A 22,198-nucleotide genomic window follows, 5' to 3' on the forward strand; every position below is an offset into this window, starting at 1 on the left:
TAGCGGGGCTCGACCGGAACTGAGGGATTCATGGGACTCACCATCGGCGTCGACATCGGCGGCACGAAGATCGCGGCCGGCGTGGTCGACGAGGAGGGCGGCATCCTGTCGACCTTCAAGGTGCCGACCCCCGCCACGCCCGGGGCCATCGTCGACGCCATCGCCTCGGCGGTGGACGGCGCGCGTGCGGGGCACGAGATCGTCGGCGTGGGCATCGGCGCCGCCGGCTACGTCAACCGGCAGCGCTCCACGGTCTACTTCGCGCCCAACATCGACTGGCGGCAGGAGCCGCTGAAGCAGGAGGTCGAGGAGCGCGTCGGCCTCCCGGTCGTCGTGGAGAACGACGCGAACGCCGCGGCCTGGGGCGAGTACCGGTTCGGCGCCGGCAAGGGCCACCGCAACGTCATCTGCATCACCCTCGGCACCGGCCTCGGCGGCGGCATCATCATCGGCAACAAGCTGCGCCGCGGCCACTTCGGCGTGGCCGCCGAGTTCGGCCACATCCGCATGGTCCCGGACGGCCTGCTGTGCGGCTGCGGCTCGCAGGGCTGCTGGGAGCAGTACGCCTCCGGCCGCGCCCTCGTCCGCTACGCCAAGCAGCGCGCCAACGCCACCCCGGAGAACGCCCAGGTGCTGCTGGGCCTCGGCGACGGCACCCCCGACGGCATCGAGGGCAAGCACATCTCGATGGCCGCCCGCCAGGGCTGCCCCGTCGCCGTCGACTCCTACCGCGAGCTGGCCCGCTGGGTGGGCGCGGGCCTGGCCGACCTGGCCTCCCTCTTCGACCCGTCCGCCTTCATCGTCGGCGGCGGCCTCTCCGACGAGGGCGAACTGGTCCTGGACCCGATCCGTAAGTCGTACAAGCGCTGGCTGGTCGGCGGCAACTGGCGGCCGGTGGCCGACGTGCTGGCCGCGCAGCTCGGCAACGAGGCCGGGCTCGTGGGCGCGGCCGACCTCGCCCGGGAGCCCGACCCGATCATGTGAGGCGGCTGCCGTCGCCCGAGCGTCCTCCGCGCGCCCACCGCGCCCGCAGCGCCTTGAGCGTCCTCCGCTCTCCAGCCGGGGCGGGGGGCGCTGGCGCGTTCCGGTCGAGGTGGTGGGCGCTGGCGCTTTCCGGTTGAGGCAGTGGGCGCTTGCGCTTTTCGGCCGGGGCGGTGGGTGCTGGCGCGTTCCGGTCGGGGCGGTGGGTGCTGGCGTTTTCCGGCCGTCGCATCCCCGTCCTGGGGACGGGCGGCTGCCGCCCGGACGCCGCGTGAGCCGACTGGCAGCCGTCGTACGGGCGCGCATGGGGGTCCGTGACCTGGGCCTGCGCGGGCGTATGTTGATCGTCATGCTGCTGCCCAACTCCCGTACCGAGCCGGACGGTTCCGCCGTGGTCCGCGTCCTGTCGTACAACATCCGCTCGATGCGCGACGACACGGACGCCCTCGCCCGGGTGATCCGCGCCTGCGCGCCCGATCTCGTCCTGCTCCAGGAGGCGCCCCGGTTCTTCCGCTGGCGCAAGAAGCTGGCCCGGCTGGCGGCGGCGTCGGACCTGGTGGTGCTCACCGGCGGCGCCACGGCCGCGGGCCCGGCGGTGCTCTGCTCGATGCGGGCCGTGGTCGAGCGGACCGAGGACGTGCTGCTGCCGCTCACCCCGGGCCTGCACCGGCGGGGCTTCGCCACCGCCGTCGTCCGCTTCGGCGGGGCCCGGCTCGGGGTGCTCTCCTGCCATCTCTCGCTCGACGGGGACGAGCGCCGCGCGCAGGGCGGTCTGCTGCTCGACCGGCTGGCCGGGCTGGGCGTGGAGCACGCGCTCGCGGGCGGCGACCTGAACGAGGGGCCGCAGGGACCGACGTTCCAGCGCCTGGCCGGCGCCTTCCAGGACGCCTGGGCCGCCGCACCCCGGGGCGGCGAGCACACCTGGACCTCCGCCGCCCCGCACCGGCGCATCGACGCGATCTTCGCCACCCCGGGCGTCGAGATCCTGGGCTGCGGCGTGCCCGTGGACGCCCCGGGGATCGCCGCCCTGGACCTGACGGCGGCCACAGACCACCTGCCGGTCCTGGCGGCGGTGAGGATTCCGGCGGCTGCCTAGCCAGTGCGGTGGGCGGACGGTCTCACGGGGGCGCGGTGCCTTGGCGCGTGATCGCGCTTCCCGGGCACGTCCGTCCCGTACGGAGGCGGTGCTCCGCCGCGCGAGGCGCCGCACCGGACGTCTCACCGGCGTGCGACGCCTGGCATGGCGCGTCGCCGTGTGGGCGCGCTTCCCGGGTACGTCCCGTGCGCGGGCGGTGCTCCGCCGTGCGACGCGCCGCGCTGGACGTGGAGCGCCGGACGCCGGATGCCGCGAGCTTTCCGGCGGATCCTTCCCGCCGCAGCACCAAGTGCGCCGAGGGTCGCCCCTACGTGGCGGCGTCCGCGTTCCGGGCGCACGCCGGGGACGCTCCGCGGGTCCGCCCGGCCCGGCCGCCCGCGACAGCGGACCGGTGGGTTCCGGTGCGGCGGCGACGGAGTGCGGCGACGCGGCTCAGCCGGCGCCCGCCCCCCCCGCCGCTACACCACGGCACCCCGTCCAGGGTCGTCGTCCTCGTCGTCGCCCGGGTTCATGCGGGCCACCAGGGTCACGACGCCGCCGAGGAAGCCGCCGACGCACAGCGTGGTCAGCCACCAGGTCATCTCCCAGCCGAGCAGGACGGCCAGCAGGAGCAGGACGGGACCGCCGACCACCCCCAGCCAGGCGAACTTCGCGGTGGCGTCCGCCTCGGGCAGCGGCGGCGGCTCGGGCGGGACGAAGTGGTCTGCGTCGTCCTCCTCAGCGCCCGACGACTCGCGCGGCGTATGGTCGCGCGGACCCGTGCCGGGCCGCGCGACGCCGGGCGCGAACGACACCGAGCTGCCCAGCGGCTTGGCCGGAGGCGGCTTCTCCGTCTGCTTCCGCTCCGCGCCGGAGCGTCCGTCGGCGCCGTCCGGCAGGTCCGGCAGCGCCAGATCCTCGATCGGCCGGTACGGCCTCGTGCCTGGCGGGTCCGGCGGCTCATCGCCGTAGCCGGCGACGATCGCCGCCCAGGCGGCCGCCTCGTCGAGCGGGGCGGCGCCCCCGCCCGGACGGCCGTCCCGGCCGCCGGGTCCGCTCCGCTCCGCCGCCGGCCCCACCGGCTCGCCCGGCCGCACCGGCTCGCCCGAAGCGGCCTCAGCGGCGGCGGCCTCGGCGGAGGCGCCGGGCTCGGCGGCACCGGGCTCCGCAGAGGGACCGGGCTCCGCAGAGGCACCGGGCTCCGCGAAGGCGCCGGGCTCGGCGGAGGCGGCGGCCTCGGCGGCACCGGGCGGCTCCGCGGAGGCGGCGGGCTCGGCCGGCCGCACCGGCTCCGTCGGCTCGCGGTTCTCCCGGTCCTCGCGGCCCGCGTCCTGCTCAGCCACCTGCGGCCGTCCCTTCCTTGCCGACACTCGGGGCGAGCCGGGCGACGAAGGCGTAGCTCTCCTCGAAGATCCGGTCCGCATCGTTGTCCAACGTCGCGACGTGGTAGCTGTGTTCCAGCAGCACCTCGGTGACGTCCAGCGAGGAGACGCGGCCGAGGATCCGGGCCGAGTCGACCGGCGGCACCACATGGTCCTGGGGGCTGTGCATCAGCAGCAGCGGCTGCGTGACCTGCGGAAGCTCGCCGTCGACCAGCCGGAGGAAGTTCCGCAGCGAGTGCGCGGCGTGCAGGGGCACCCGGTCGTAGCCCAGCTCGGCGGCCCCCTCGAGAGCGATGTCGCTGGCGATCCCCTTCGTGCTCCGCACCAGGTGCCGGGCCACCGGCAGGGCGCGGCCGGCCAGGCCGTGCACCTTGTTCGCCGGGTTGACCGCCATCACCCCGGCGACCGCGTCCCCGTGCTTCGCGGCCAGCCGCAGGGCCAGCGCGCCGCCCATGGACAGTCCCGCCACGAAGACCCGCGCGCACCGCTCGGTCAGGGCGCGCAGCTCGCGGTCCACCTCCGCGTACCAGTCCTGCCAGCCGGTGACCTGGAGGTCCTCCCAGCGCGTCCCGTGTCCGGGCAGCAGCGGCAGCGAGACCGTCAGGCCGCGCTCGGCCAGACGTCCGGCCCAGGGGCGCAGCGACTGGGGGCATCCGGTGAAGCCGTGGCAGAGGAGGACGCCGACCTCGCCGCCCTCGTGGCGGAACGGTTCGGCTCCGGGGAGGACCGGCACGTCGGTCTCCTGTTCGTGAAGTGGGCCAAGGGACATAGAGAGACGCTGAGAGACGCTCACCCAGCGCGGGACGCTCGGTGGGGGGAGGCGGAGACAGGGCTCGTCGATGAGGGGCGGATCGCTGACGGGGCGGGGCGGGGCGGCTCGGTGTGGTGCGGCGGGGCGGCTCGGTGCGCTGGGGCGGCTCGGTGCGGTGGGGCGCGGCTGCGCCGACGGCACACAGCCGCCGATCGCGGGTACTTCACCGTACGCGACGGCACGGACACCGACCAGGGCCGTCGGCCCCTTCGGCGCCGTCGCGGGTTATGGTCTGACCGACACACACAGGAGGCACTCCGTTGTTCTACGGCACGATGAAGGTCGCCATCGGGGCGCCGCTCAAGCTCGCCTTCCGGCCCTGGGTGGAGGGCCTGGAGAACATCCCGGCCGAGGGCGCCGCCGTCCTGGCGAGCAATCACCTGTCGTTCTCTGACTCGTTCTTTCTCCCCGTGATGCTCGACCGCAAAGTCACCTTCATCGCGAAAGCCGAGTACTTCACCACGCCCGGGGTGAAGGGGCGGATGACCGCCGCGTTCTTCAAGGGCGTCGGCCAACTGCCCGTGGACCGCTCCGGGGCGCGCGGCGCGGGCGAGGCGGCGGTGCAGAGCGGCATACAGGTGCTGGAGCGCGGCGAGCTCTTCGGGATCTATCCCGAGGGCACCCGCTCGCCCGACGGCCGCCTGTACCGGGGCAAGCCGGGCGGTCTGGCGCGCGTGACGCTGGCCACCGGGGCGCCCGTGATCCCGGTCGCCATGATCGACACGGAGAAGATCCAGCCCCCGGGGAAGGTCGTCCCCAAGCTGATGCGTCCGGGCATCCGGATCGGCCGGCCGCTGGACTTCAGCCGCTACCGGGGCATGGAGCACGACCGCTTCGTGCTGCGCGCGCTGACCGACGAGGTCATGTACGAGATCATGAAGCTGTCCGGCCAGGAGTACGTCGACGTCTACGCGACCGCTGCCAAGCGGCAGATGACGGAGGCGGCGAAGGCCGAGAAGGAAGCGGAGAAGGCGGCCAAGGCCGCACTCGCCCAGGCTGGCAGGGAGCCGGTCGGCAAGGGGCCGGTCGTGCAGCAGCAGCCCGGCGGGGACCAGGGCGCGGAGTAGCCGCCCGCGCCGCGGATCCGGGCCGGAGCCGCGCCGGATCCGCGCTGGACACGTGAAGGACGGCGCCGCGGACACCCGGGGCGCCGCCCGGGACAGGCCGGGACAGGGGGAGGCATGGCCAGGCGCGAGCGTGTCATGAGGATGTCGGTCGAGCAGCCGCTGTGGCGCGCGCTGACCGCGTACCGGGTGCTGGCCGTGTGCTACGCGGTCGGCCTGTTCGCCACCGCCTACGACCGCTTCCCCCGCCCCTGGATCGCCGTCGGCTACTACGGCGTGCTGTTCGCGTGGACCATGGCCACCCTGCCCCGGGTCGCGGGCGCCGCGCGCTGCACCCGGCGGTTCCTCGCCGCCGACCTGGCGCTGGCCGCGACGGGCATCCTCCTGACGCCGCTCGCGGACGCCCCGGCGCGGATCGCGGGCGGCGGCCCCACGCTGCCATCGATCTGGACCGCCGGTTCCGTGCTCGCCTTCGCGCTCAAGGGCGGGTGGCGCTGGGCCGCCGCCGCGTCCACCGCGGTCGCCCTCGCCAACCTGGTCGAGCGCGGCTCCCCGGCCCGGGACACCGTGCACAACGTGATCCTGGTCTGGGTCGCTGCCATCGCCATCGGCTACGTCGTCGAGGTCGCCCGCGCCTCCGAGCGCACCCTCGCCCGCGCCCTGGAGATCGAGGCCGCGACCAGGGAGCGGGAGCGGCTGGCCCGCGACATCCACGACGGCGTGCTCCAGGTGCTGGCCATGGTGCAGCGGCGCGGCGCGGTCATCGGCGGGGAGGCGGCCGAGCTGGGGCGGATGGCGGGCGAGCAGGAGGCGGCGCTGCGCACCCTGGTCTCCGGCGGCCTCGTCCCCGTCTCCCGGGTCTCGGAGGACGCGGCCGACGGCGCGGTCGTCCGCCTCGTAGACGAGGGCGCCGAGGGCCCCGTAGGCGGCGACGGTGACGAGCGCGACAAGAGCGACGAGGGCGCGGCCACCGACCTGCGCGCCCTTCTCGCCCCCTATGCCGGGGCCCGGGTCAGCCTCGCCGAACCGGGCGCCCCGGTGCCGCTGCCGTCCGCCGCGGCACGGGAGGTGGCGGCGGCCGTGGGCGCGGCCCTGGACAACGTCCGGCGGCACGCGGGCCCGGACGCGCGGGCCTGGATCCTGGTCGAGGACGAGCCGGACCGCGTCCTGGTGACCGTGCGGGACGACGGGCCCGGCATCCCGGAGGGGCGGCTCGCCGAGGCCGAGGTCGAGGGCCGGCTCGGCGTCGCCCAGTCGATCCGCGGCAGGCTGCGCGACATCGGCGGCAGCGCCGAGCTGATCTCGGTGCCGGGCCAGGGCGCCGAGGTCGAGCTGAAGGCGCCGAAAGGCGCCGCGGGCACGACAGCCGCCGAAAGCACGCAGGGCACGCAGAGCGCGCGGAGCACGAACAAGACGAACCGGCCGGACGGCGCCGACGCGGACGGCGCCGCCGCGGCGCGGGCGCGGGGGAGGACGAGCAGGCGATGAGCACGACGCAGCCCACGCGAGCGGCGCAGGCGCCGCGGACGCCCCGCACGGCGCCCGCGGCGGACGGGCGCCGGGAACCGGACGGCCCCGTGCGGGTCATGGTGGTCGACGATCACCCGATGTGGCGGGACGCCGTCGCCCGGGACCTGGCCGAGGCCGGTTTCGAGGTGGTCGCCACCGCGGGGGACGGCGCGCAGGCGGTGCGCCGCGCCAAGGCGGCGGGCCCCGACGTGCTGGTCCTCGACCTGAACCTGCCGGCCAAGCCCGGCGTCCAGGTCTGCAAGGAACTCGTCGGCGCCGACCCGGCGCTGCGGGTGCTGGTGCTCTCCGCCAGCGGCGAGCACGCCGACGTCCTGGAGGCGGTGAAGTCCGGCGCCACCGGCTACCTGCTGAAGTCGGCCTCCACGGAGGAACTCCTGGACGCGGTGCGGAGGACGGCCGTGGGCGACCCGGTGTTCACCCCGGGCCTGGCCGGGCTGGTCCTGGGCGAGTACCGGCGCCTCGCCGCCGAGCCGGTCACGGGCGTCACGGCCGCCGGGAGCGGGCCCGCGGCCCCCCGGCTCACCGAGCGCGAGACCGAGGTGCTGCGCCTGGTCGCCAAGGGCCTGAGCTACAAGCAGATCGCCGAACGCCTGGTCATCTCCCACCGCACGGTGCAGAACCACGTGCAGAACACCCTCGGCAAGCTGCACCTGCACAACCGCGTCGAGCTGGTCCGCTACGCCATCGAGCGCGGACTCGACGGCGAGTAGCCGCGCCCGGCCACAGCACTGGACCCTCCCCTCGGCGGGCGTCCCGCTCGCGGGCGTGCCGAGCGCTTGCTGATCAACTGTCCGCCATTGCACGGGAATTGACCGTCCCGCCCATGCCGGAACGCCCCGCGCCGCCAGTAGCGTGAGCCGCTTCAGGCAACCGCGGCGAAGGGATCTTCCATGCGGATCGGAGTACTGACCGGAGGCGGCGACTGCCCCGGGCTCAACGCCGTCATCCGAGGCGTCGTCCGCAAGGGCGTGCAGGAGTACGGCTACGACTTCGTAGGCTTCCGGGACGGCTGGCGGGGCCCCCTGGAGAACGACGCCGTCCCCCTCGACATCCCCGCCGTGCGCGGCATCCTGCCCCGCGGCGGCACCATCCTCGGCTCCTCGCGCACCAACCCGCTGAAGCGGCCCGACGGCGTCTGCCGGATCAAGGAGAACCTCGCCAAGCACGAGGTCCAGGCGCTCATCGCGGTGGGCGGCGAGGACACCCTCGGGGTGGCCGCGCGGCTCAGCGAGGAGCACGGCGTGCCCTGCGTCGGCGTGCCCAAGACCATCGACAACGACCTGTCCGCCACCGACTACACCTTCGGCTTCGACACCGCGGTGGGCATCGCCACCGAGGCCATCGACCGCCTGCACACCACCGCCGAGTCCCACATGCGTGTCCTGGTCTGCGAGGTGATGGGCCGGCACGCCGGCTGGATCGCCCTGCACTCCGGGCTGGCCGGCGGCGCGAACGTCATCCTCATCCCCGAGCAGCGCTTCGACGTCGACCAGGTGTGCGCCTGGATCGCCTCCCGCTTCCAGGCGTCGTACGCGCCGATCGTGGTCGTCGCCGAGGGCGCGACGCCCCGGGACGGCGAGATGGTCCTGAAGGACGCCTCGCAGGACTCCTTCGGGCACGTGCGGCTGTCCGGGGTGGGCGAGTGGCTGGCCAAGGAGATAGAGCGGCGCACCGGGAAGGAGGCGCGGACCACCGTCCTCGGGCACATCCAGCGCGGCGGCACGCCCAGCGCCTTCGACCGCTGGCTCGCCACCCGCTTCGGGCTGCACGCCGTCGACTGCGTGCACGACGGCGACTTCGGCAAGATGGTCGCCCTGCGCGGCACCGACATCGTGCGCGTCCCGATCGCGGAGGCCACCGCGACCCTGAAGACGGTCGACCCGAAGCTGTACGAGGAGGCCGGCGTCTTCTTCGGCTGACCCGCGCCCGGCGGGCGGCGCCGGACGAACGGCGCGGTAAGGGTGCGGGAAGGGCTCGGGAAGGGGATGGCGGCAGGCGCACCGCACCGGCGGCGCCGTCCGGCGGATCCCGGGCGGCGCGGCGGCGCGCGACGCCTTCGGAAGTTCCCCGGCGGCGCCGCGGGGCCCGGCGTCTCCAGGATTCCCGGCGCCGCCGCGGCACCCGGCGTCTTCGGGATTCCCGGCGGCGCCGCGGCGTTTTCGGGACCCCCGGCGGCGCCGTGGCACCTGATGTCTCTGGGACCCTCGGCGGCGCCGCAGCGCCCGGCGTCTTATGGATCCCCGGCGGCGTCCGACGGCCTCGGCTACCGCGCCGGCCGGCGCTCGCAGACCGCGCCAGTCCCGCTGAGTAGGCCCATCAGCTCGGTCAGGATCGCGGCGCCGTTCAGCGTCAGCACCGACTCCGGGTGGAACTGCACCCCCGCGAAGCCGGGCCCGCGCAGCGCGTGCACCTCGCCGTCCGCGCCGCGGCTGACCTCGACGCCGTGCGCGGCCAGTTCGGCGGCCGCCTCGTCGTCGCAGCGCGCCGTGAAGCTGTTGTAGAAGCCGACGGTCTCGGTGCGCCCGAACAGGTCGACCTCCGTCTGGGCGCCCTGGTACGGCACCCGCTTGCGGACGATCTCCAAGCCCAGCTCGGCCGCGATCAGCTCGTGTCCCAGGCAGACGCCGAGCACCCCGTGCCGGTGCCCGGCGAGCGTTTCGGCGGCCAGCGCGCGCAGCAGCCGCATCTTCGGGTCGGCGAGGTCCGCCGGGTCGCCGGGGCCCGGCCCGATCACGACCGGTCCGCGGTGCGCGAGCACCGCCTGCCGCAGCCTGGCCTCGTCGTAGCGGCGGACGGTCACGCCGAGGCCGGACGAACGCAGCACATGGGCGAGCATCGCGGTGAAGGCGTCCTCGCCGTCGACGACCAGGGCATGGCCCTGAAGCGTCCGCGCGGGCTGCCGCATGCGCAGCCAGAACGGGGCCAGCGAGGACCGCCGCCCGTCCAGGGCGGCCCGCACCCGCGGGTCGTCGGCGAGCCGGGGCCGGGCCCGCTCGGCCCGCGGCCGTCCGGGCCGCACGCCCAGCGCCGTCAGCACGGCCGCCGCCTTCGCGTGCGTCTCGGCGACCTCGCCCGCCGGATCGGAGCCGCGCACCAGCGTCGCGCCGACGTCGACCCGCAGCCGCCCGGCCGCGTCGACGTCCGCGGTGCGGATCAGGATGGGGGAGTCCAGGGTCTGCGCGCCGCCGGAGTCCCGGCCGAGCAGCGCCAGCGCGCCGCCGTAGTAGCCGCGACCCCCGGCCTCGTGCCGCGCGATCACCCGGCAGGCGTTCTGCACCGGCGACCCGGTGACCGTTGCGGCGAACATCGTCTCCCGCAGCACCTCGCGGACGTCGAGCGAGGACCGGCCGCGCAGCTCGTACTCGGTGTGCGCGAGGTGCGCCATCTCCTTCAGCCGCGGCCCGATCACGACCCCGCCCCGGTCGCCGACCGTGCACATCATCTTCAGTTCCTCGTCGACGACCATCGACAGCTCCTCGATCTCCTTGCCGTCGGCGAGGAAGCCGAGCAGGTGCTCGGGGGAGGGGCCCTCGGCGGGATAGCGGTAGGTACCGCTGATCGGGTTCATCACCACCGTCCCGCCGGACATCCGCACGTGCACCTCGGGGCTCGCGCCGACCAGCGTCCGCTCCCCGGTGTGCACCGCGAACGTCCAGTACGCGCCGCGCTCGCCCTCCAGGAGCCGCCGGAACAGCGCCAGGGCGTCGGCCCGGGAGAAGCCGGGGATCTCCCCCCGGTAGGAGCGCCGGACGACGAAGTTCGCGCCCTCGCCCGCGCCGATCTCCTCGCGCAGCACCCGCCCGACGGTCGCCGCGTACTCCTCGTCGCCGACGTCGAAGCCGCCATTGCGCACGCTCACCTCGTGCGCGGGCAACTGCGCCAGCGCCTCGGCGAGCGGCAGCGTGTGCCGCTCCTCGGGGACCAGGACCGCGAGCGGCGCGCCGTCGTCGCGGGCGTCGAAGCCGCGCTCGCGGATCTGCCGGAAGGGCACCAGCGCGAGGCCCTCGTCGGGCAGGTCGGCCAGCCGGTCGCAGGTGTGCACAGGGCCGAGCAGCACCTCGACCGCGTTGTGGTCGTGTCCGGGGGCGCGGCGCCGCAGCAGGGCGAAGGGGCGGGGATCGGCCGGTAGGCGTGCCAGGTCCACGGGGTCCATGGGGTGTCCTCTTCCGTAGCGTTCCGTCGCGTCTCGTCGAGCGCGATGTGGGTCGAGGAACGCCCCCCGGTGCCGCACACACCGAAGGCCGCCCCTCGGGCGGCCTTCGCGAAGTGTGGGAGTACGCGCAGTCAGCGGGCCGCCGGAGAAGCGGTCCGCCACCAGTTCTGGGAAAGGCGCGCGTGCATGTCCCGCACCCTAGCGCATCGGCCGGACACGGCGCTGTCCGCGATGCGCACCGTCCGTCTCACGTGCTGAGCTGGGGAAGGGACCGGCCGGGGGAACCCGTAATGTGGACGATGTGACCGTGAACGCTGATTCCCGAGCCGTCGCCGCCGAGGCGACCTGGCGAGACCTGCCCGCGGCGCAGCAGCCTGACTACCCGGATGCCGAGGCGCTGCGCGAAGTGACCGCGGAGCTGTCGACGTATCCGCCCCTCGTCTTCGCCGGCGAGTGCGATCAGCTTCGTTCCCGCATGGCCGCCGTCGCCAAGGGAGAGGCGTTCCTGCTCCAGGGCGGCGACTGCGCGGAGTCCTTCGACGCCGTGGGCGCGGATCAGATCCGCGCCAAGCTCAAGACGCTGCTCCAGATGGGCGCCGTGCTGACGTACGCCGCCTCGGTGCCGGTCGTGAAGGTCGGCCGGATCGCCGGCCAGTACTCCAAGCCGCGCTCCAAGCCGACCGAGACCCGCGACGGCGTGACCCTGCCGACCTACCGCGGCGACTCCGTCAACGGCTTCGACTTCACCGAGAAGGCCCGCGTTCCGGACCCCGAGCGGCTGAAGCGGATGTACCACGCCTCCGCCTCGACGCTGAACCTGGTGCGCGCCTTCACCACCGGCGGCTACGCGGACCTGCGCCAGGTGCACGCCTGGAACCAGGACTTCGTGAAGTCCTCCCCGTCCGGCCAGCGCTACGAGCAGCTCGCCCGGGAGATCGACGACGCGCTGAACTTCATGCGGGCCTGCGGCGCCGACCCCGAGGAGTTCAAGACCGTCGAGTTCTTCGCCTCGCACGAGGCGCTGCTGCTGGACTACGAGTCGGCGCTGACCCGGGTCGACTCGCGCACGGGACGGCTGTACGACGTCTCGGCCCACATGGTCTGGATCGGTGAGCGCACCCGGCAGCTCGACCACGCGCACGTCGAGTTCGCCTCGAAGATCCGCAACCCGATCGGCGTCAAGCTCGGCCCGAGCACGACGGCCGAGGAGGCGCTGCGGTACGTGGAGCGCCTGGACCCGGACCGCGAGCCGGGCCGGCTGACTTTCATCGTGCGGATGGGCGCGGACAAGGTCCGCGACAAGCTGCCCGAGCTGGTCGAGAAGGTCACGGCCTCCGACGCCACCGTGGCGTGGGTCGCGGACCCGATGCACGGCAACACCTTCGAGGCGGCCTCCGGCCACAAGACCCGCCGCTTCGACGACGTGCTGGACGAGGTCAAGGGCTTCTTCGAGGTGCACAAGGAGCTGGGCACCCACCCGGGCGGCATCCACGTGGAGCTGACCGGCGACGACGTCACCGAGTGCGTGGGCGGCGGCGACGAGATCTTCGTCGACGACCTGCACCAGCGCTACGAGACGGCCTGCGACCCGCGGCTCAACCGCAGCCAGTCGCTGGACCTCGCCTTCCTGGTCGCGGAGATGTACCGGGACCAGTGACGCGGTCGCCGGGACGCCGGCGCGGGAGTGGGGCGCGGATCACATGCGATCCGCGCCCCCTTCCCTTTCACGGCCCCTGCCCCGTGGGTAAGGTTAGGTTTGCCTCACCGAGCAGGTGGGGCGCCGTGAACCGACCCCGGCGTGAGGTGAACCGAGCGTGTACGTGTGCAGTTGCTTCGGCGTCACCGAGCAGCAGGTCAAGCAGCACGTGGAGAACGGCGCCCGCACGCCCCGCCAGATCGCCTCCGCCTGCAAGGCGGGCACGGACTGCGGGGGCTGCGTGCGCCGCATCCAGGCCGTGCTCGGCCGGGGCGCGTGCCCCCGCCGCGAGCTGATCGACCAGCGGCGCCCGCCGCTCGCGGCGGGAGCGGGCGTGCCCGCGCCCGAGGATCGCGCGCGGTCGCTGGACGCCGCGTAAAGCAGACCGGCGGCCGGCGCTCGGCGTCCGCGTCCGGCGGACGGGGGCTCAGACGATGCCCGGCGGCCCGGCGGACGGTGTTCCGGCGCGCTTAGACGCTGCTCAGCCGGTGCTCGGGCGGTGCTCAGGCGGGGCTCAGGCCGTCGAGAACCCGCCGGTGCCGGGGCCCGAGGCGTCCGGCTGGCTCTGCATCACGACCGTCGAGAGGTACAGCGCCTCGCCCAGCTTGTCGATCAAGTGCAACTGGGTGTCCAGGTAGTCGATGTGGTGCTCCTCGTCGGCGAGGATCGCCTCGAAGATGTTCGCCGAGGTGATGTCGTTCTTCGCGCGCATCAGGTCCACGCCCCGGCGCAGCCGGTCGACCGCCTCCGCCTCGAGCTGGCGGTCGGCCCGGAACATCTCGCTCACCGTCTCCCCGACCTGCACGTGGAAGAGCCGCTGGTAGTTCGGAAGGCCGTCGAGCAGCAGGATGCGGTCGGTCAGAACCTCCGCGTGCCGCATCTCGTCGAACGACTCGCACCGCGTGTACTCGGCGAGCTTCGTCCACCCCTTGTGGTCCTGGAGCTTCGAGTGCAGGAAGTACTGGTTGATCGCGGTCAGCTCGGCGGTGAGCTGTTCGTTGAGCAGTTCGATGACCTCGGGGTCGCCTTGCATCGCGGAGGACTCCGTCCAAGCGGTCTGACCTGACAGCGCGGATGATCTCACCGGCGTTCGCCCGTGTCCAGTAAGTGCACACTTAATGTGATGTGACGGATATGCCGGATTGTCTTGTCGGGTGCACCTCGTCCGGTCTGTCAGGATGGAGACATGGGTCAGCCGGTGGAACGCGCCTCTGGACACGCGTCGGGAGCAGGGACAGGGGGAGCGGCGGACCTGCCGCCGGGGCAGCGGCTCCAGCGCGGCTGGCCGGTCACGCACTACGGGCCGGTGCCCAAGTTCCGGCCCGAGCGCTGGGACTTCCGGGTCTTCGGGGCCACCGCCGACGGCGAGAAGCAGAGCTGGACCCACGAGGAGTTCACCGCCCTGCCCTACGCCACCGTGACGGCCGACCTGCACTGCGTCACGAAGTTCAGCATGCTGGGCGCCGAATGGGGCGGCATTCCGGCCCGCACCATCCTGGACATCGCCCCGCCCGCCCCCGACGTCACCCACGTGATGGTCTGGGCGGAGTATGGCTTCAGCTCCAACCTCCGCCTCGCGGACTTCGTCTCCGAGCGCACCCTGTTCGCCACCCACAAGGACGAGGAACTGCTCACCGCCGAGCACGGCTTCCCGCTCCGCCTGGTCGTCCCGCACCTGTACGCCTGGAAGGGGCCCAAGTGGGTGCGCGGGGTGGAGTACATGACCGCCGACCGGCGCGGCTTCTGGGAGGAGCGCGGCTACCACAACGTCGGCGACCCCTGGAAGGAGCAGCGCTACTCCTACCAGGAGACCCCGGGGGACGGCCCCGAACTGTGACGGCGGGGAGCGGCCCCGAACTGTGACGACGGGGGACGGCTCCGCACTGTGACGGCAGGGGACGGCCCCGAACTGTGACGGGCCGCCCAGCGCCGCGCCCGCTCAGCCGTCCCTGAGCTTCTTCAGCCGCTCCACGTCCGCCGCGTGCCCCTCCCTGCCGCCCGGTGTCTCGATCACCAGCGGCACGCCCTCGGTGGCCGGGTGGGTCATCAGCGCACGGAAGGGCGCCTCGCCGATGCGGCCGGCGCCGATGTTCGCGTGCCGGTCCTTGCGGGCGCCCGCCGCGTCCTGGGAGTCGTTGGCGTGGATCAGCTTCAGCCGGTCCGCGCCCACCGTGTCCGCCAACTGGTCCAGCGTCCGGTGCACGCCGTCCGGTTCGCTCAGGTCGTGCCCGGCGGCGAACACGTGGCAGGTGTCCAGGCACACGCCCAGCTTCGGATGGGCGTCCAGCGCCTCGAAGTACGGCCCGAAGTCCCAGATCCGCGCGCACAGCGAGGCGCCTTGCCCGGCGGTCGACTCCAGCAGCAGGAACGGGTCGTCGTCCTGCGTCAGCTCGTCGAGCAGCGGCAGCAGCAGCTCGCGCACCTGGCGCAGCGCGGCGGACCGCTCCCGGCCGCCGGTGGCGCTGCCCGTGTGCACGACCACGCCCCGCGCGCCGATCTCCCGCCCGCGCCGCAGCGAGTGCCGCAGCGACACGACGGAGCGCTCGGCCGTCGCCTCGGTGTGCGAGCCGAAGTTGATCAGGTAGGGCGCGTGGACGTAGGCCGGGACCGACTCCTCGGCGCAGGCCGCGCGGAACGCCTCGTCCTGCCGCGGGCTGCCCGCCGGCGTGGCCCAGCCGCGCGGGTTGGCGACGAAGACCTGTACGGCCTCCGCCTTCAGCTCACGGGCGTAGGACAGGCCCACCGAGTGCAGGCCGCCCGCGACGGGGATGTGGCCGCCGATCGGATTGCGGGCGCGGCCCGCGACGCCGGAGGCGGGCGCGCCGGGCGTATCGGGTGTGCCGGGCGTGTCGGGTGTGCCGGAGGAGGACGTGCTGCTCACCCGTTCAGGGTGTCACGGGACCGGAACGATCATGACCAGAGGCCCTGGTCCGGGCCATGAACCGGGCCCTGGACCTCGGTCTCATACCCCCGGCAGGGGTTGTCCCGCCCCACGGGGATCGTCCCCCGGCGTCGCTCGCCGGGAACGGCGGTCACCTGATGGTGAGCGTTATCGTCGAGCCCTTCGGCGCCTGGTCGCCGCCGCCGACCGACTGCCGCTTCACGGTGTCGCCGAACAGCCCGAGGATGCCGCGGTCGTCCTCGGCCTGGAAGCCGGCCTTCCGCAGCGTGCGATGCGCGTCGTCGACGCTGTCGCCGGTCACGTCGGGGACCTGGGCCATCTCCGGTCCCTTGGACAGCGTCAGCGTCACCGTGTCGCCCTCGGCGGCCTCGTCGCCGCCGGACGGCGTCTGCTGGGCGACCTGCCCCTTGTCGTAGTCGGAGGTGACCTGCTCGTCGACGACGCGCACCTTCAGGCCCGCGTCCTTCAGGTCGGACGTCGCCTCGTCGGAGCCCTCGCCGGTGACGTCGGGCACCTCCAGCGGGCGGCCCTTGCTGACGACCAGCGCGACCGCCGACCCCGCGTGCCGCTCGGCGCCCGGCGCCGGGTCGGTGCCGACCACGGCGCCGCCCTCCACGTCCTCGTCGAACCTCCGGCTGACCATGCCCGGCTCCAGACCGGCCTTCTTCAGCGCCTGCTGCGCCGCGTCCAGCGAGCGGCCCGCCAGGTCGGGCACCCGCACCTTCTCCGGCCCGTCGGAGAGGGTGAGGGTCACCGCGTCGTTGCTGCGGATCCGGTGGCCGGCCCCCGGGTCCGTGCTGATCACCGTGCCGCGCTTGACCGTGTCGCTGTAGGCGTGCCGTACGCCCTTCACGTCCAGACCGGCCGAGCCCAGCCGCTGCCTGGCCTGCGCCTCGGTCTTCGCCAGCAGCGGCGGGACCTTGGTGAACTGCCCGGAGTTGATGTACCAGACGCCGCTGACCAGGCCCAGGGCGAGCAGCGCGGCGACGACGGCGGTCAGCGGCCCGCGCCGGGTCCGGCGGCGCCGGCGACGCGGCTCCGGCGGAGGGCTCTCCAGGAGGCTGGTGCGGTGGAGGGCGTCCTCGGCCCGCGGCTCGTCCCCGTCGACGGGCAGCGACCGCATCGCCGTGAGGGCGCGCGGCAGCACGCTCGTGCGGTCCTGGGCGTTGTCGTGCCCCGGGGCCAGAGCCTGCGGCGGGAACGCGTCCAGTTGCTCCGGGCGCAGCCCGGCGCGCGCCTCGCGGACCCGCGCCAGCAGCGCCACCGCGTCGTGCGGGCGGGCGTCCGGGACGCGCGCGGCGGCCGCCGCGACCAGCGCGTCCAGCTCGGGCGCCAGTCCCGGCACGGCCGCGGACGGGGCGGCCACGTCCTCGTGCAGATGCTGGTAGAGCACCTGGGCGGGGCTGTCGCCCTGGTGCGGCTTGCCGCCGGTCAGCATCTCGTACAGCACGACCCCGCACGCGTACACGTCGGCCCGGGGGTCGGCGGCGCCGTGCTCGATCTGCTCCGGGGCGAGGTAGGAGACCGTGCCGAGGATCGCGCCGGTGGTGTGGGTGACCGTGTCCACGCCCCGCACCAGGCCGAAGTCCGCGACCTTGACCCGGCCGTCGTCCCCGATCAGGACGTTCTCCGGCTTCATGTCGCGGTGCACGAACCCGGCCCGGTGCGCGGCGCCGAGCGCGGCCAGCACCGGCTCCATGATGTCCAGCGCGGCGCGCGGCTGAAGCGCCCCCCGCTCGCGCAGCACGTCCCGCAGGGTGCAGCCCGCCACGTACTCCATGGCCAGGTAGACGTACGAGCCGTCGGCGCCCTGGTCGAAGACCTGCACCACGTTGGGGTGGTCCAGGCGGGCCACCGACTTCGCCTCCCGGATGAACCGGTCCACGAAGGAGCCGTCGGCCGCGAGCGAGGGGTGCATCACCTTGAGCGCGAGGACGCGGTCCAGACGGGTGTCCAGGGCCCGGTACACCGTGGCCATCCCGCCGACGGCGATCCGCGCGTCGACGCGATACCGGCCGTCGAGCACCTGGCCGACGAGAGGGTCCTGAAGCGTATCCACGCTGGCGAGTGTACGAGCCGGGACCGACACAGAGGCTCGTCGACAGGGCCCAGCGGCGGTACTGGGGCAGACCTGTGACGCTTCTCCCACCTACCGGAGGGGGCCCGGACGCGTCCGGATCACGCACGGAAAACGCCCTCTAAACCCCCCGAACGCGCGCTGGACGTGGACCGGAGGCGAGCGGGGGGCGGATGGGAAGCGGACCGGAAGCGGTTCGGACGCACGAGGGCCTGGGGTCGCCGCCAGGCCGTGAGCGGGAAGCGGACCAGAAGCGTCCGGATGTACGAGCCCGGGGTCGCCGCCAGGCCGCGGGCGGCCCCCGATCAGGTCGTCGCCGGGTCCGTCGCCGGGCCATGAGCCGGTTCCAAGGCCGGGTCCAGGGCGGGGTCCGGGAAGGCGGGCCGCTCCGGGTCCAGCCGGGCCAGCCCCTCGGTCGGCGAGGACGCCTCGGCGAAGCGCCGCCTCGGGATGCGTCCCGCCCCGTAGGCCAGTCGGCCCGCCGTCACCGCGTGCCGCATCGCCTCGGCCATCCGCTCCGGGTGCTGCGCCCGGGTCACCGCCGAGGCCAGCATCACCCCCGCGCAGCCCAGCTCCATGGCGAGCGCCGCGTCGGAGGCCGTCCCGGCGCCCGCGTCCAGGATCACCGGCACGCGCGCGTGCTCGACGATCAGCTCGAAGTTGTGCGGGTTGCGGATGCCGAGGCCGGAGCCGATCGGCGAGCCCAGCGGCATGATCGCCGCGCAGCCCGCGTCCTGGAGGCGGCGCGCGAGCACGGGATCGTCGTTGGTGTACGGCAGCACCGTGAAACCGTCGTCGACCAGCGTCTCCGCCGCGTCCAGCGTCTCGATCGGGTCCGGCAGCAGGGTCCGCTCGTCGGCGATGACCTCCAGTTTGACCAGGTCGGTGCCCAGCGCCTCGCGCGCCAGGCGGGCGGTGAGCACCGCCTCGCCCGCGGTGAAGCAGCCCGCCGTGTTGGGCAGCACGCGGATGCCCAGCCGGTCCAGCACCGAGAGCACCGAGCCGTGCACCGAGGGGTCGACCCGGCGCATCGCGACCGTGGTCAGCTCCGTGCCGGAGGCTGCCAGCGACCGTTCCAGCACGTCCAGGCTGGGGGCGCCGCCGGTGCCCATGATCAGTCGGGAGCCGAAGGACGCGGCGCCCAGGAGCAGCGGATCGTCGGCCATGGGTCAGCCTCCCTGTACGGCGGTCAGGACTTCGACGCGGTCGCCGTCGGCCACGGGCGTGGACGGCCACTGCGCGCGCGGGACGACGGTCTCGTTGAGGGCGGCGGCCACTCCGGAGGGCGCCGCGGTCAGGCTCCGCACGACCGCGTCCAGAGCCGTGCCGGGCGGGATCTCACGGGGCTCGCCGTTGACGGAGACGTTCATGCCGGCTGCTCCGAGAGGTCGGCGGCGAAGCGCCGCGGGGTGAACGGACGGGCCTCTTCCGGCAGGTCGCCGGAGGTCAGGACGTGCGCCATGACGTCGCCGGTGACCGGGGTGAGCAGCACGCCGTTGCGGTGGTGCCCGGTGGCCAGCAGCAGCCCGTCGAGACCGGTCGGTCCGAGCAGCGGCGCGTTGTCCGGCGATCCGGGGCGCAGCCCGGCCCGGGTCTCGGCCAGCGGCAGCTCGGTGATGCCGGGCACCAGCTCGTGCGCGTCGCGCAGCAGCCCGTACACGCCGCCCGCCGTCACCGTGGTGTCCCAGCCCAGCTCCTCGCTGGTGGCCCCGACGACCAGTTCGCCGCTCAGCCGCGGCACCAGGTAGACGTGGCTGCCGCGCACCACGGCCCGCACGGTCCGGCTAAGGAACGGCGCGTATCGCGGGGGCACGGTCAGCCGCAGCACCTGCCCCTTCACCGGCCGCACCGGCGGCAGCACCTCCCGCGGCACCCCGGCGAGCCGCCCGCTGAGGCTCCCTCCGGCCAGCACCACCTGCCCCGCCTCCAGCACGGCGCCGTCCCGCAGCACACAGCCCGCGGCCCGGTCCCGTACCACCGTGAGCCGGTCGGCCCAGGAGCGGTGGAAGACCGCCCCGGCCCGCTCGCAGGCGGTCACCAGGGCGGCCGCGAGCCGCCGCGGATCGATCTGGTGGTCGCCGTCGGCCCGGAGCCCGCCGCGCACGCCCGGCGCCAGCATCGGCTCCAGGCGCCGGCACTCCCGCCCCGTCAGCCACTGCGACGCGAGACCCGAGGCCCGCTGGAGGTCGTGCACCTCCCGCAGATGGGCCCGGTCGTCGGCGTCCAGGGCGACGGCGAGCGTGCCGCAGCGGCGGTAGCCGAGATCGTGCCCGGTCAGCTCGCTCAGCTCGGCCGCGAAGTCGGGGTAGCGGCGGGCCGAGGCCAGGTTCAGGCCGAGCAGCGTCTGCTCGCCGTGGTGCAGCTCCGTGACGGCGGCCAGCATCCCGGCGGCCGCCAGCGCCGCCCCGCCGCCCGGCTCGGGGTCCACCACGGCCGTGACCAGGCCGCGCTGCGCCGCGCGCCAGGCCGTCACCAGCCCGATGATCCCGCCCCCGATGACGAGGACGTCTGACGTACGTGGCAAGGACATGGGCGTCCAGCCCCTCCCTTCGCCGGCATGACCCGGATCAGGTTCGTACGGTCGGAGGCCGCCAGCCTCCCTCTCAGCCCGGTGCGTCCGGGCTCCCGCGAGTGCTTGTACGGCAGCCACCCTAGTGCCGCGTCCGCGAAAGTTCACCGGCGCGCACGCCTTCCCGGCCACAGCACGGGCTCGCCGGGCAGCACCCGTAGCGCTCGCCGGGCAGCGCGCCCGTAGCGGCGGCGCACGCGCGCGAGGGCGCCGCGCGCGCCGATGGGAGCCGCGCTGGCCGCGTGAAGCCGCCCGTGCCGCGTGGCGCCGCCCGCGTGCCGTGCGGATCCGGGCCGCCCGTGCGGGCGGCGACGTCGTACGCGGTCGCCCGCGCGGGCGGCGACGACGTACGCGGTCGCCCGCGGGGTAGGAGGCAGGGAGACCGCCGCTCGGCTTCCGCCGCCTCCGGTCCGGGCGCGGCGGCACGTCGTCCCCGGGACGCCGCGTGCCGACGGCGGCGGAACCGCCCGGCGGGCGGCTGCGGCAGGGGGAGGGCAGGGCGTGGGAGTCGCGGGCGGGGAGCGGTACGAGCGCGTGCGGAGCAGGTGCGGCGTCAGGTCCGGTGTGCAGCGAGTCACCCTGCCGGGCCGCAGACTGACCGTACGTCAGGTGGCTATGGTGATCGGGTGAGCGAGCAGACGCAGGAACACGGCACGTCACAGCCGCGGCGCGTGGTCGTCGCGGGCGCGGGCATGGCCGGCGTGCAGACCGCGGTCGCCCTGCGCGAGCAGGGCTTCACCGGCGACGTCACCGTCATCGGCGCCGAACCCCACCAGCCCTACGACCGGCCTCCGCTGTCCAAGGCGGTCCTGCTGGGCAAGGCGGACGGCTCCGCGTTCGAGATCGACTTCGCCTCGCTCGGCCTCGACCTGCGGCTCGGCTGCGAGGCGCTCGCCGTCCGCGCCGAAGCCCATGTGCTCGACACCTCCGACGGACCGGTCCCCTACGACGCGCTCGTCCTCGCCACCGGCGCGGAACCGATCCGCCTCCCGGGCGCCGAGGACACCCCCGGGGTGCACCTGCTGCGCACCCTGGACGACGCCGAGCGGCTGCGGCCGGTGCTCACCGAGCAGCACGACGTCGTGGTCGTCGGCGCCGGCTGGATCGGCGCCGAGTTCGCCACCGCCGCACGCGAGGCGGGCTGCGCCGTCACGGTGGTCGAGGCCGCCGACCGGCCGCTCGTCGGGGCGCTGCCCGCTGAGGCGGCCGCCCCGATGGCCGGCTGGTACGCCGACAGCGGCGCCGTGTTGCGCACGAACGCGCGCGTGGAGCACGTGGAGCCCGGCGCCGTGGTGCTCGACGACGGCTCGCGGCTGCCCGCGGGCGCCGTGGTCGTCGGCATCGGCGCCCGCCCGGCCACCGGCTGGCTCGTCGGCTCCGGCATCGAGCTGGGCGAGCACGGGGAGGTGCTCGCCGACGACGGCCTGCGCACGTCCGCGCCGGACGTGTACGCGGTCGGCGACTGCGCCTCCTTCCCCTCCGCGCGGTACGGCGAGCGCCTGCTGGTCCACCACTGGGACAACGCCCTGCAAGGACCGCGCACGGTCGCCGCCAACGTGATCGGCCTCACCCCCTCGGTCTACGACCCGGTGCCGTATTTCTGGTCCGAGCAGTTCGGCCGCTTCGTGCAGTACGCCGGTCACCACACCGGCGCCGACGCCGCGGTCTGGCGCGGCGAGCCGTCCGGACCGGCCTGGACGGTCTGCTGGCTGCGCGAGGGTCGCCTCGTCGCCCTGCTGGCGGTCGGCCGGCCACGGGACCTGGCGCAGGGCAGACGGCTCATCGAGGCGGGCGCGCTGATGGACCCCGCCTTGCTGGCGGACCCGGCCCGGCCGCTGAAGGCGGCGACGGCTTAGGCGCCTCCGCCGGGCGCCTCCGCCTGGAAGCGATCTGACGACCCTGCCTGGACGTGGCTTGGACATGGCCCAGAGGTGAGCCGGCGCCCCCGCCGCCGCTCC

18 protein-coding genes, 1 pseudogene and 1 riboswitch are annotated in these 22,198 nt (G+C 74.6%); of the genes and pseudogenes, 10 read left to right on the forward strand and 9 right to left on the reverse strand.

What is annotated here, in order from left to right; genetic code table 11:
- Positions 1 to 30: 30 nt before the first annotated feature.
- Both ABZ861_RS03165 and ABZ861_RS03170 read left to right on the forward strand, forming a co-directional pair.
- Positions 31 to 984, forward strand: coding sequence for an ROK family glucokinase (locus tag ABZ861_RS03165; protein ID WP_361622777.1), 954 nt, complete (start codon positions 31 to 33; stop codon positions 982 to 984).
- Between the two features lie 334 nt (positions 985 to 1,318).
- Positions 1,319 to 2,077, forward strand: a complete 759-nt coding sequence (locus tag ABZ861_RS03170; protein ID WP_361623592.1) for an endonuclease/exonuclease/phosphatase family protein — start codon at positions 1,319 to 1,321, stop codon at positions 2,075 to 2,077.
- A 458-nt stretch (positions 2,078 to 2,535) separates the two neighbouring features.
- On the opposite strand, the gene ABZ861_RS03175 is transcribed toward ABZ861_RS03170, so the two are convergent.
- Together ABZ861_RS03175 and ABZ861_RS03180 are read right to left on the reverse strand one after the other, a co-directional pair.
- Positions 2,536 to 3,135, reverse strand: a complete 600-nt coding sequence (locus ABZ861_RS03175) for a hypothetical protein (RefSeq protein WP_361623595.1) — start codon at positions 3,133 to 3,135, stop codon at positions 2,536 to 2,538.
- 256 nt (positions 3,136 to 3,391) lie between these two features.
- Complete coding sequence (locus ABZ861_RS03180) at positions 3,392 to 4,171, reverse strand: alpha/beta fold hydrolase (RefSeq protein WP_361622780.1); 780 nt, start codon at positions 4,169 to 4,171, stop codon at positions 3,392 to 3,394.
- A 353-nt stretch (positions 4,172 to 4,524) separates the two neighbouring features.
- On the opposite strand from ABZ861_RS03180, the gene ABZ861_RS03185 reads away from it, so the two are divergent.
- The 4 genes from ABZ861_RS03185 (at position 4,525) to ABZ861_RS03200 (ending at position 8,762) form a co-directional block, all read left to right on the forward strand.
- A complete protein-coding gene (locus ABZ861_RS03185) occupies positions 4,525 to 5,316 on the forward strand; it encodes a lysophospholipid acyltransferase family protein (protein WP_361623598.1) in 792 nt (263 codons plus the stop codon).
- A gap of 114 nt (positions 5,317 to 5,430) precedes the next feature.
- Positions 5,431 to 6,801, forward strand: coding sequence for a DUF5931 domain-containing protein (locus ABZ861_RS03190; protein WP_361622783.1), 1,371 nt, complete (start codon positions 5,431 to 5,433; stop codon positions 6,799 to 6,801).
- A gap of 98 nt (positions 6,802 to 6,899) precedes the next feature.
- The gene (locus ABZ861_RS03195; RefSeq protein ID WP_361623601.1) at positions 6,900 to 7,553 is read left to right on the forward strand and encodes a response regulator transcription factor; all 654 of its coding nucleotides are present in this window, start codon (positions 6,900 to 6,902) and stop codon (positions 7,551 to 7,553) included.
- Positions 7,554 to 7,733: 180 nt separating this feature from the next.
- Positions 7,734 to 8,762, forward strand: coding sequence for a 6-phosphofructokinase (locus ABZ861_RS03200; protein WP_361622786.1), 1,029 nt, complete (start codon positions 7,734 to 7,736; stop codon positions 8,760 to 8,762).
- A 344-nt stretch (positions 8,763 to 9,106) separates the two neighbouring features.
- On the opposite strand, the gene ABZ861_RS03205 is transcribed toward ABZ861_RS03200, so the two are convergent.
- A complete protein-coding gene (locus tag ABZ861_RS03205; RefSeq protein WP_361623604.1) occupies positions 9,107 to 10,987 on the reverse strand; it encodes an anthranilate synthase family protein in 1,881 nt (626 codons plus the stop codon).
- A gap of 310 nt (positions 10,988 to 11,297) precedes the next feature.
- Here ABZ861_RS03205 and ABZ861_RS03210 point away from each other — a divergent pair, with 310 nt between their 5' ends.
- Together ABZ861_RS03210 and ABZ861_RS03215 are read left to right on the forward strand one after the other, a co-directional pair.
- Complete coding sequence (locus ABZ861_RS03210; RefSeq protein ID WP_361623607.1) at positions 11,298 to 12,653, forward strand: class II 3-deoxy-7-phosphoheptulonate synthase; 1,356 nt, start codon at positions 11,298 to 11,300, stop codon at positions 12,651 to 12,653.
- Between the two features lie 157 nt (positions 12,654 to 12,810).
- Complete coding sequence (locus tag ABZ861_RS03215) at positions 12,811 to 13,071, forward strand: (2Fe-2S)-binding protein (RefSeq protein WP_361622789.1); 261 nt, start codon at positions 12,811 to 12,813, stop codon at positions 13,069 to 13,071.
- Between the two features lie 135 nt (positions 13,072 to 13,206).
- On the opposite strand, the gene bfr is transcribed toward ABZ861_RS03215, so the two are convergent.
- Complete coding sequence (gene bfr / locus ABZ861_RS03220; RefSeq protein WP_361622792.1) at positions 13,207 to 13,725, reverse strand: bacterioferritin; 519 nt, start codon at positions 13,723 to 13,725, stop codon at positions 13,207 to 13,209.
- 153 nt (positions 13,726 to 13,878) lie between these two features.
- Between bfr and ABZ861_RS03225 the strand changes: the two genes are divergently transcribed.
- The gene (locus tag ABZ861_RS03225; protein WP_361622795.1) at positions 13,879 to 14,529 is read left to right on the forward strand and encodes a sulfite oxidase-like oxidoreductase; all 651 of its coding nucleotides are present in this window, start codon (positions 13,879 to 13,881) and stop codon (positions 14,527 to 14,529) included.
- A gap of 102 nt (positions 14,530 to 14,631) precedes the next feature.
- Here ABZ861_RS03225 and ABZ861_RS03230 read toward each other — a convergent pair whose 3' ends face one another.
- From ABZ861_RS03230 to thiO, 5 genes and pseudogenes are all read right to left on the reverse strand, one after another.
- Positions 14,632 to 15,474 (reverse strand): deoxyribonuclease IV, encoded by an 843-nt coding sequence (locus tag ABZ861_RS03230; protein WP_361623610.1) that lies wholly within the window; start codon positions 15,472 to 15,474, stop codon positions 14,632 to 14,634.
- A 250-nt stretch (positions 15,475 to 15,724) separates the two neighbouring features.
- The gene (pknB, locus tag ABZ861_RS03235; RefSeq protein ID WP_361622798.1) at positions 15,725 to 17,653 is read right to left on the reverse strand and encodes a Stk1 family PASTA domain-containing Ser/Thr kinase; all 1,929 of its coding nucleotides are present in this window, start codon (positions 17,651 to 17,653) and stop codon (positions 15,725 to 15,727) included.
- Positions 17,654 to 18,045: 392 nt separating this feature from the next.
- Positions 18,046 to 18,837 (reverse strand): annotated as a pseudogene (locus ABZ861_RS03240) (thiazole synthase); the annotation flags it as partial.
- A gap of 3 nt (positions 18,838 to 18,840) precedes the next feature.
- Positions 18,841 to 19,041, reverse strand: coding sequence for a sulfur carrier protein ThiS (gene thiS / locus ABZ861_RS03245; protein ID WP_361622801.1), 201 nt, complete (start codon positions 19,039 to 19,041; stop codon positions 18,841 to 18,843).
- Entirely contained in the window at positions 19,038 to 20,201 is a 1,164-nt protein-coding gene (thiO, locus tag ABZ861_RS03250; protein WP_361622804.1) for a glycine oxidase ThiO, read from the reverse strand. The genes thiS and thiO overlap by 4 nt, the downstream gene beginning before the upstream one ends.
- Positions 20,199 to 20,310: riboswitch (TPP riboswitch) on the reverse strand. Its footprint overlaps the gene before it by 3 nt.
- A 556-nt stretch (positions 20,311 to 20,866) precedes the next feature.
- On the opposite strand from thiO, the gene ABZ861_RS03255 reads away from it, so the two are divergent.
- Complete coding sequence (locus ABZ861_RS03255) at positions 20,867 to 22,096, forward strand: FAD-dependent oxidoreductase (RefSeq protein ID WP_361622807.1); 1,230 nt, start codon at positions 20,867 to 20,869, stop codon at positions 22,094 to 22,096.
- Positions 22,097 to 22,198 lie beyond the last annotated feature (102 nt).

Origin of the sequence: Streptomyces sp. NPDC046985, from assembly GCF_040644415.1 — a bacterium.
In the GTDB taxonomy this organism is placed as follows: Bacteria; Actinomycetota; Actinomycetes; order Streptomycetales; family Streptomycetaceae; genus Streptomyces.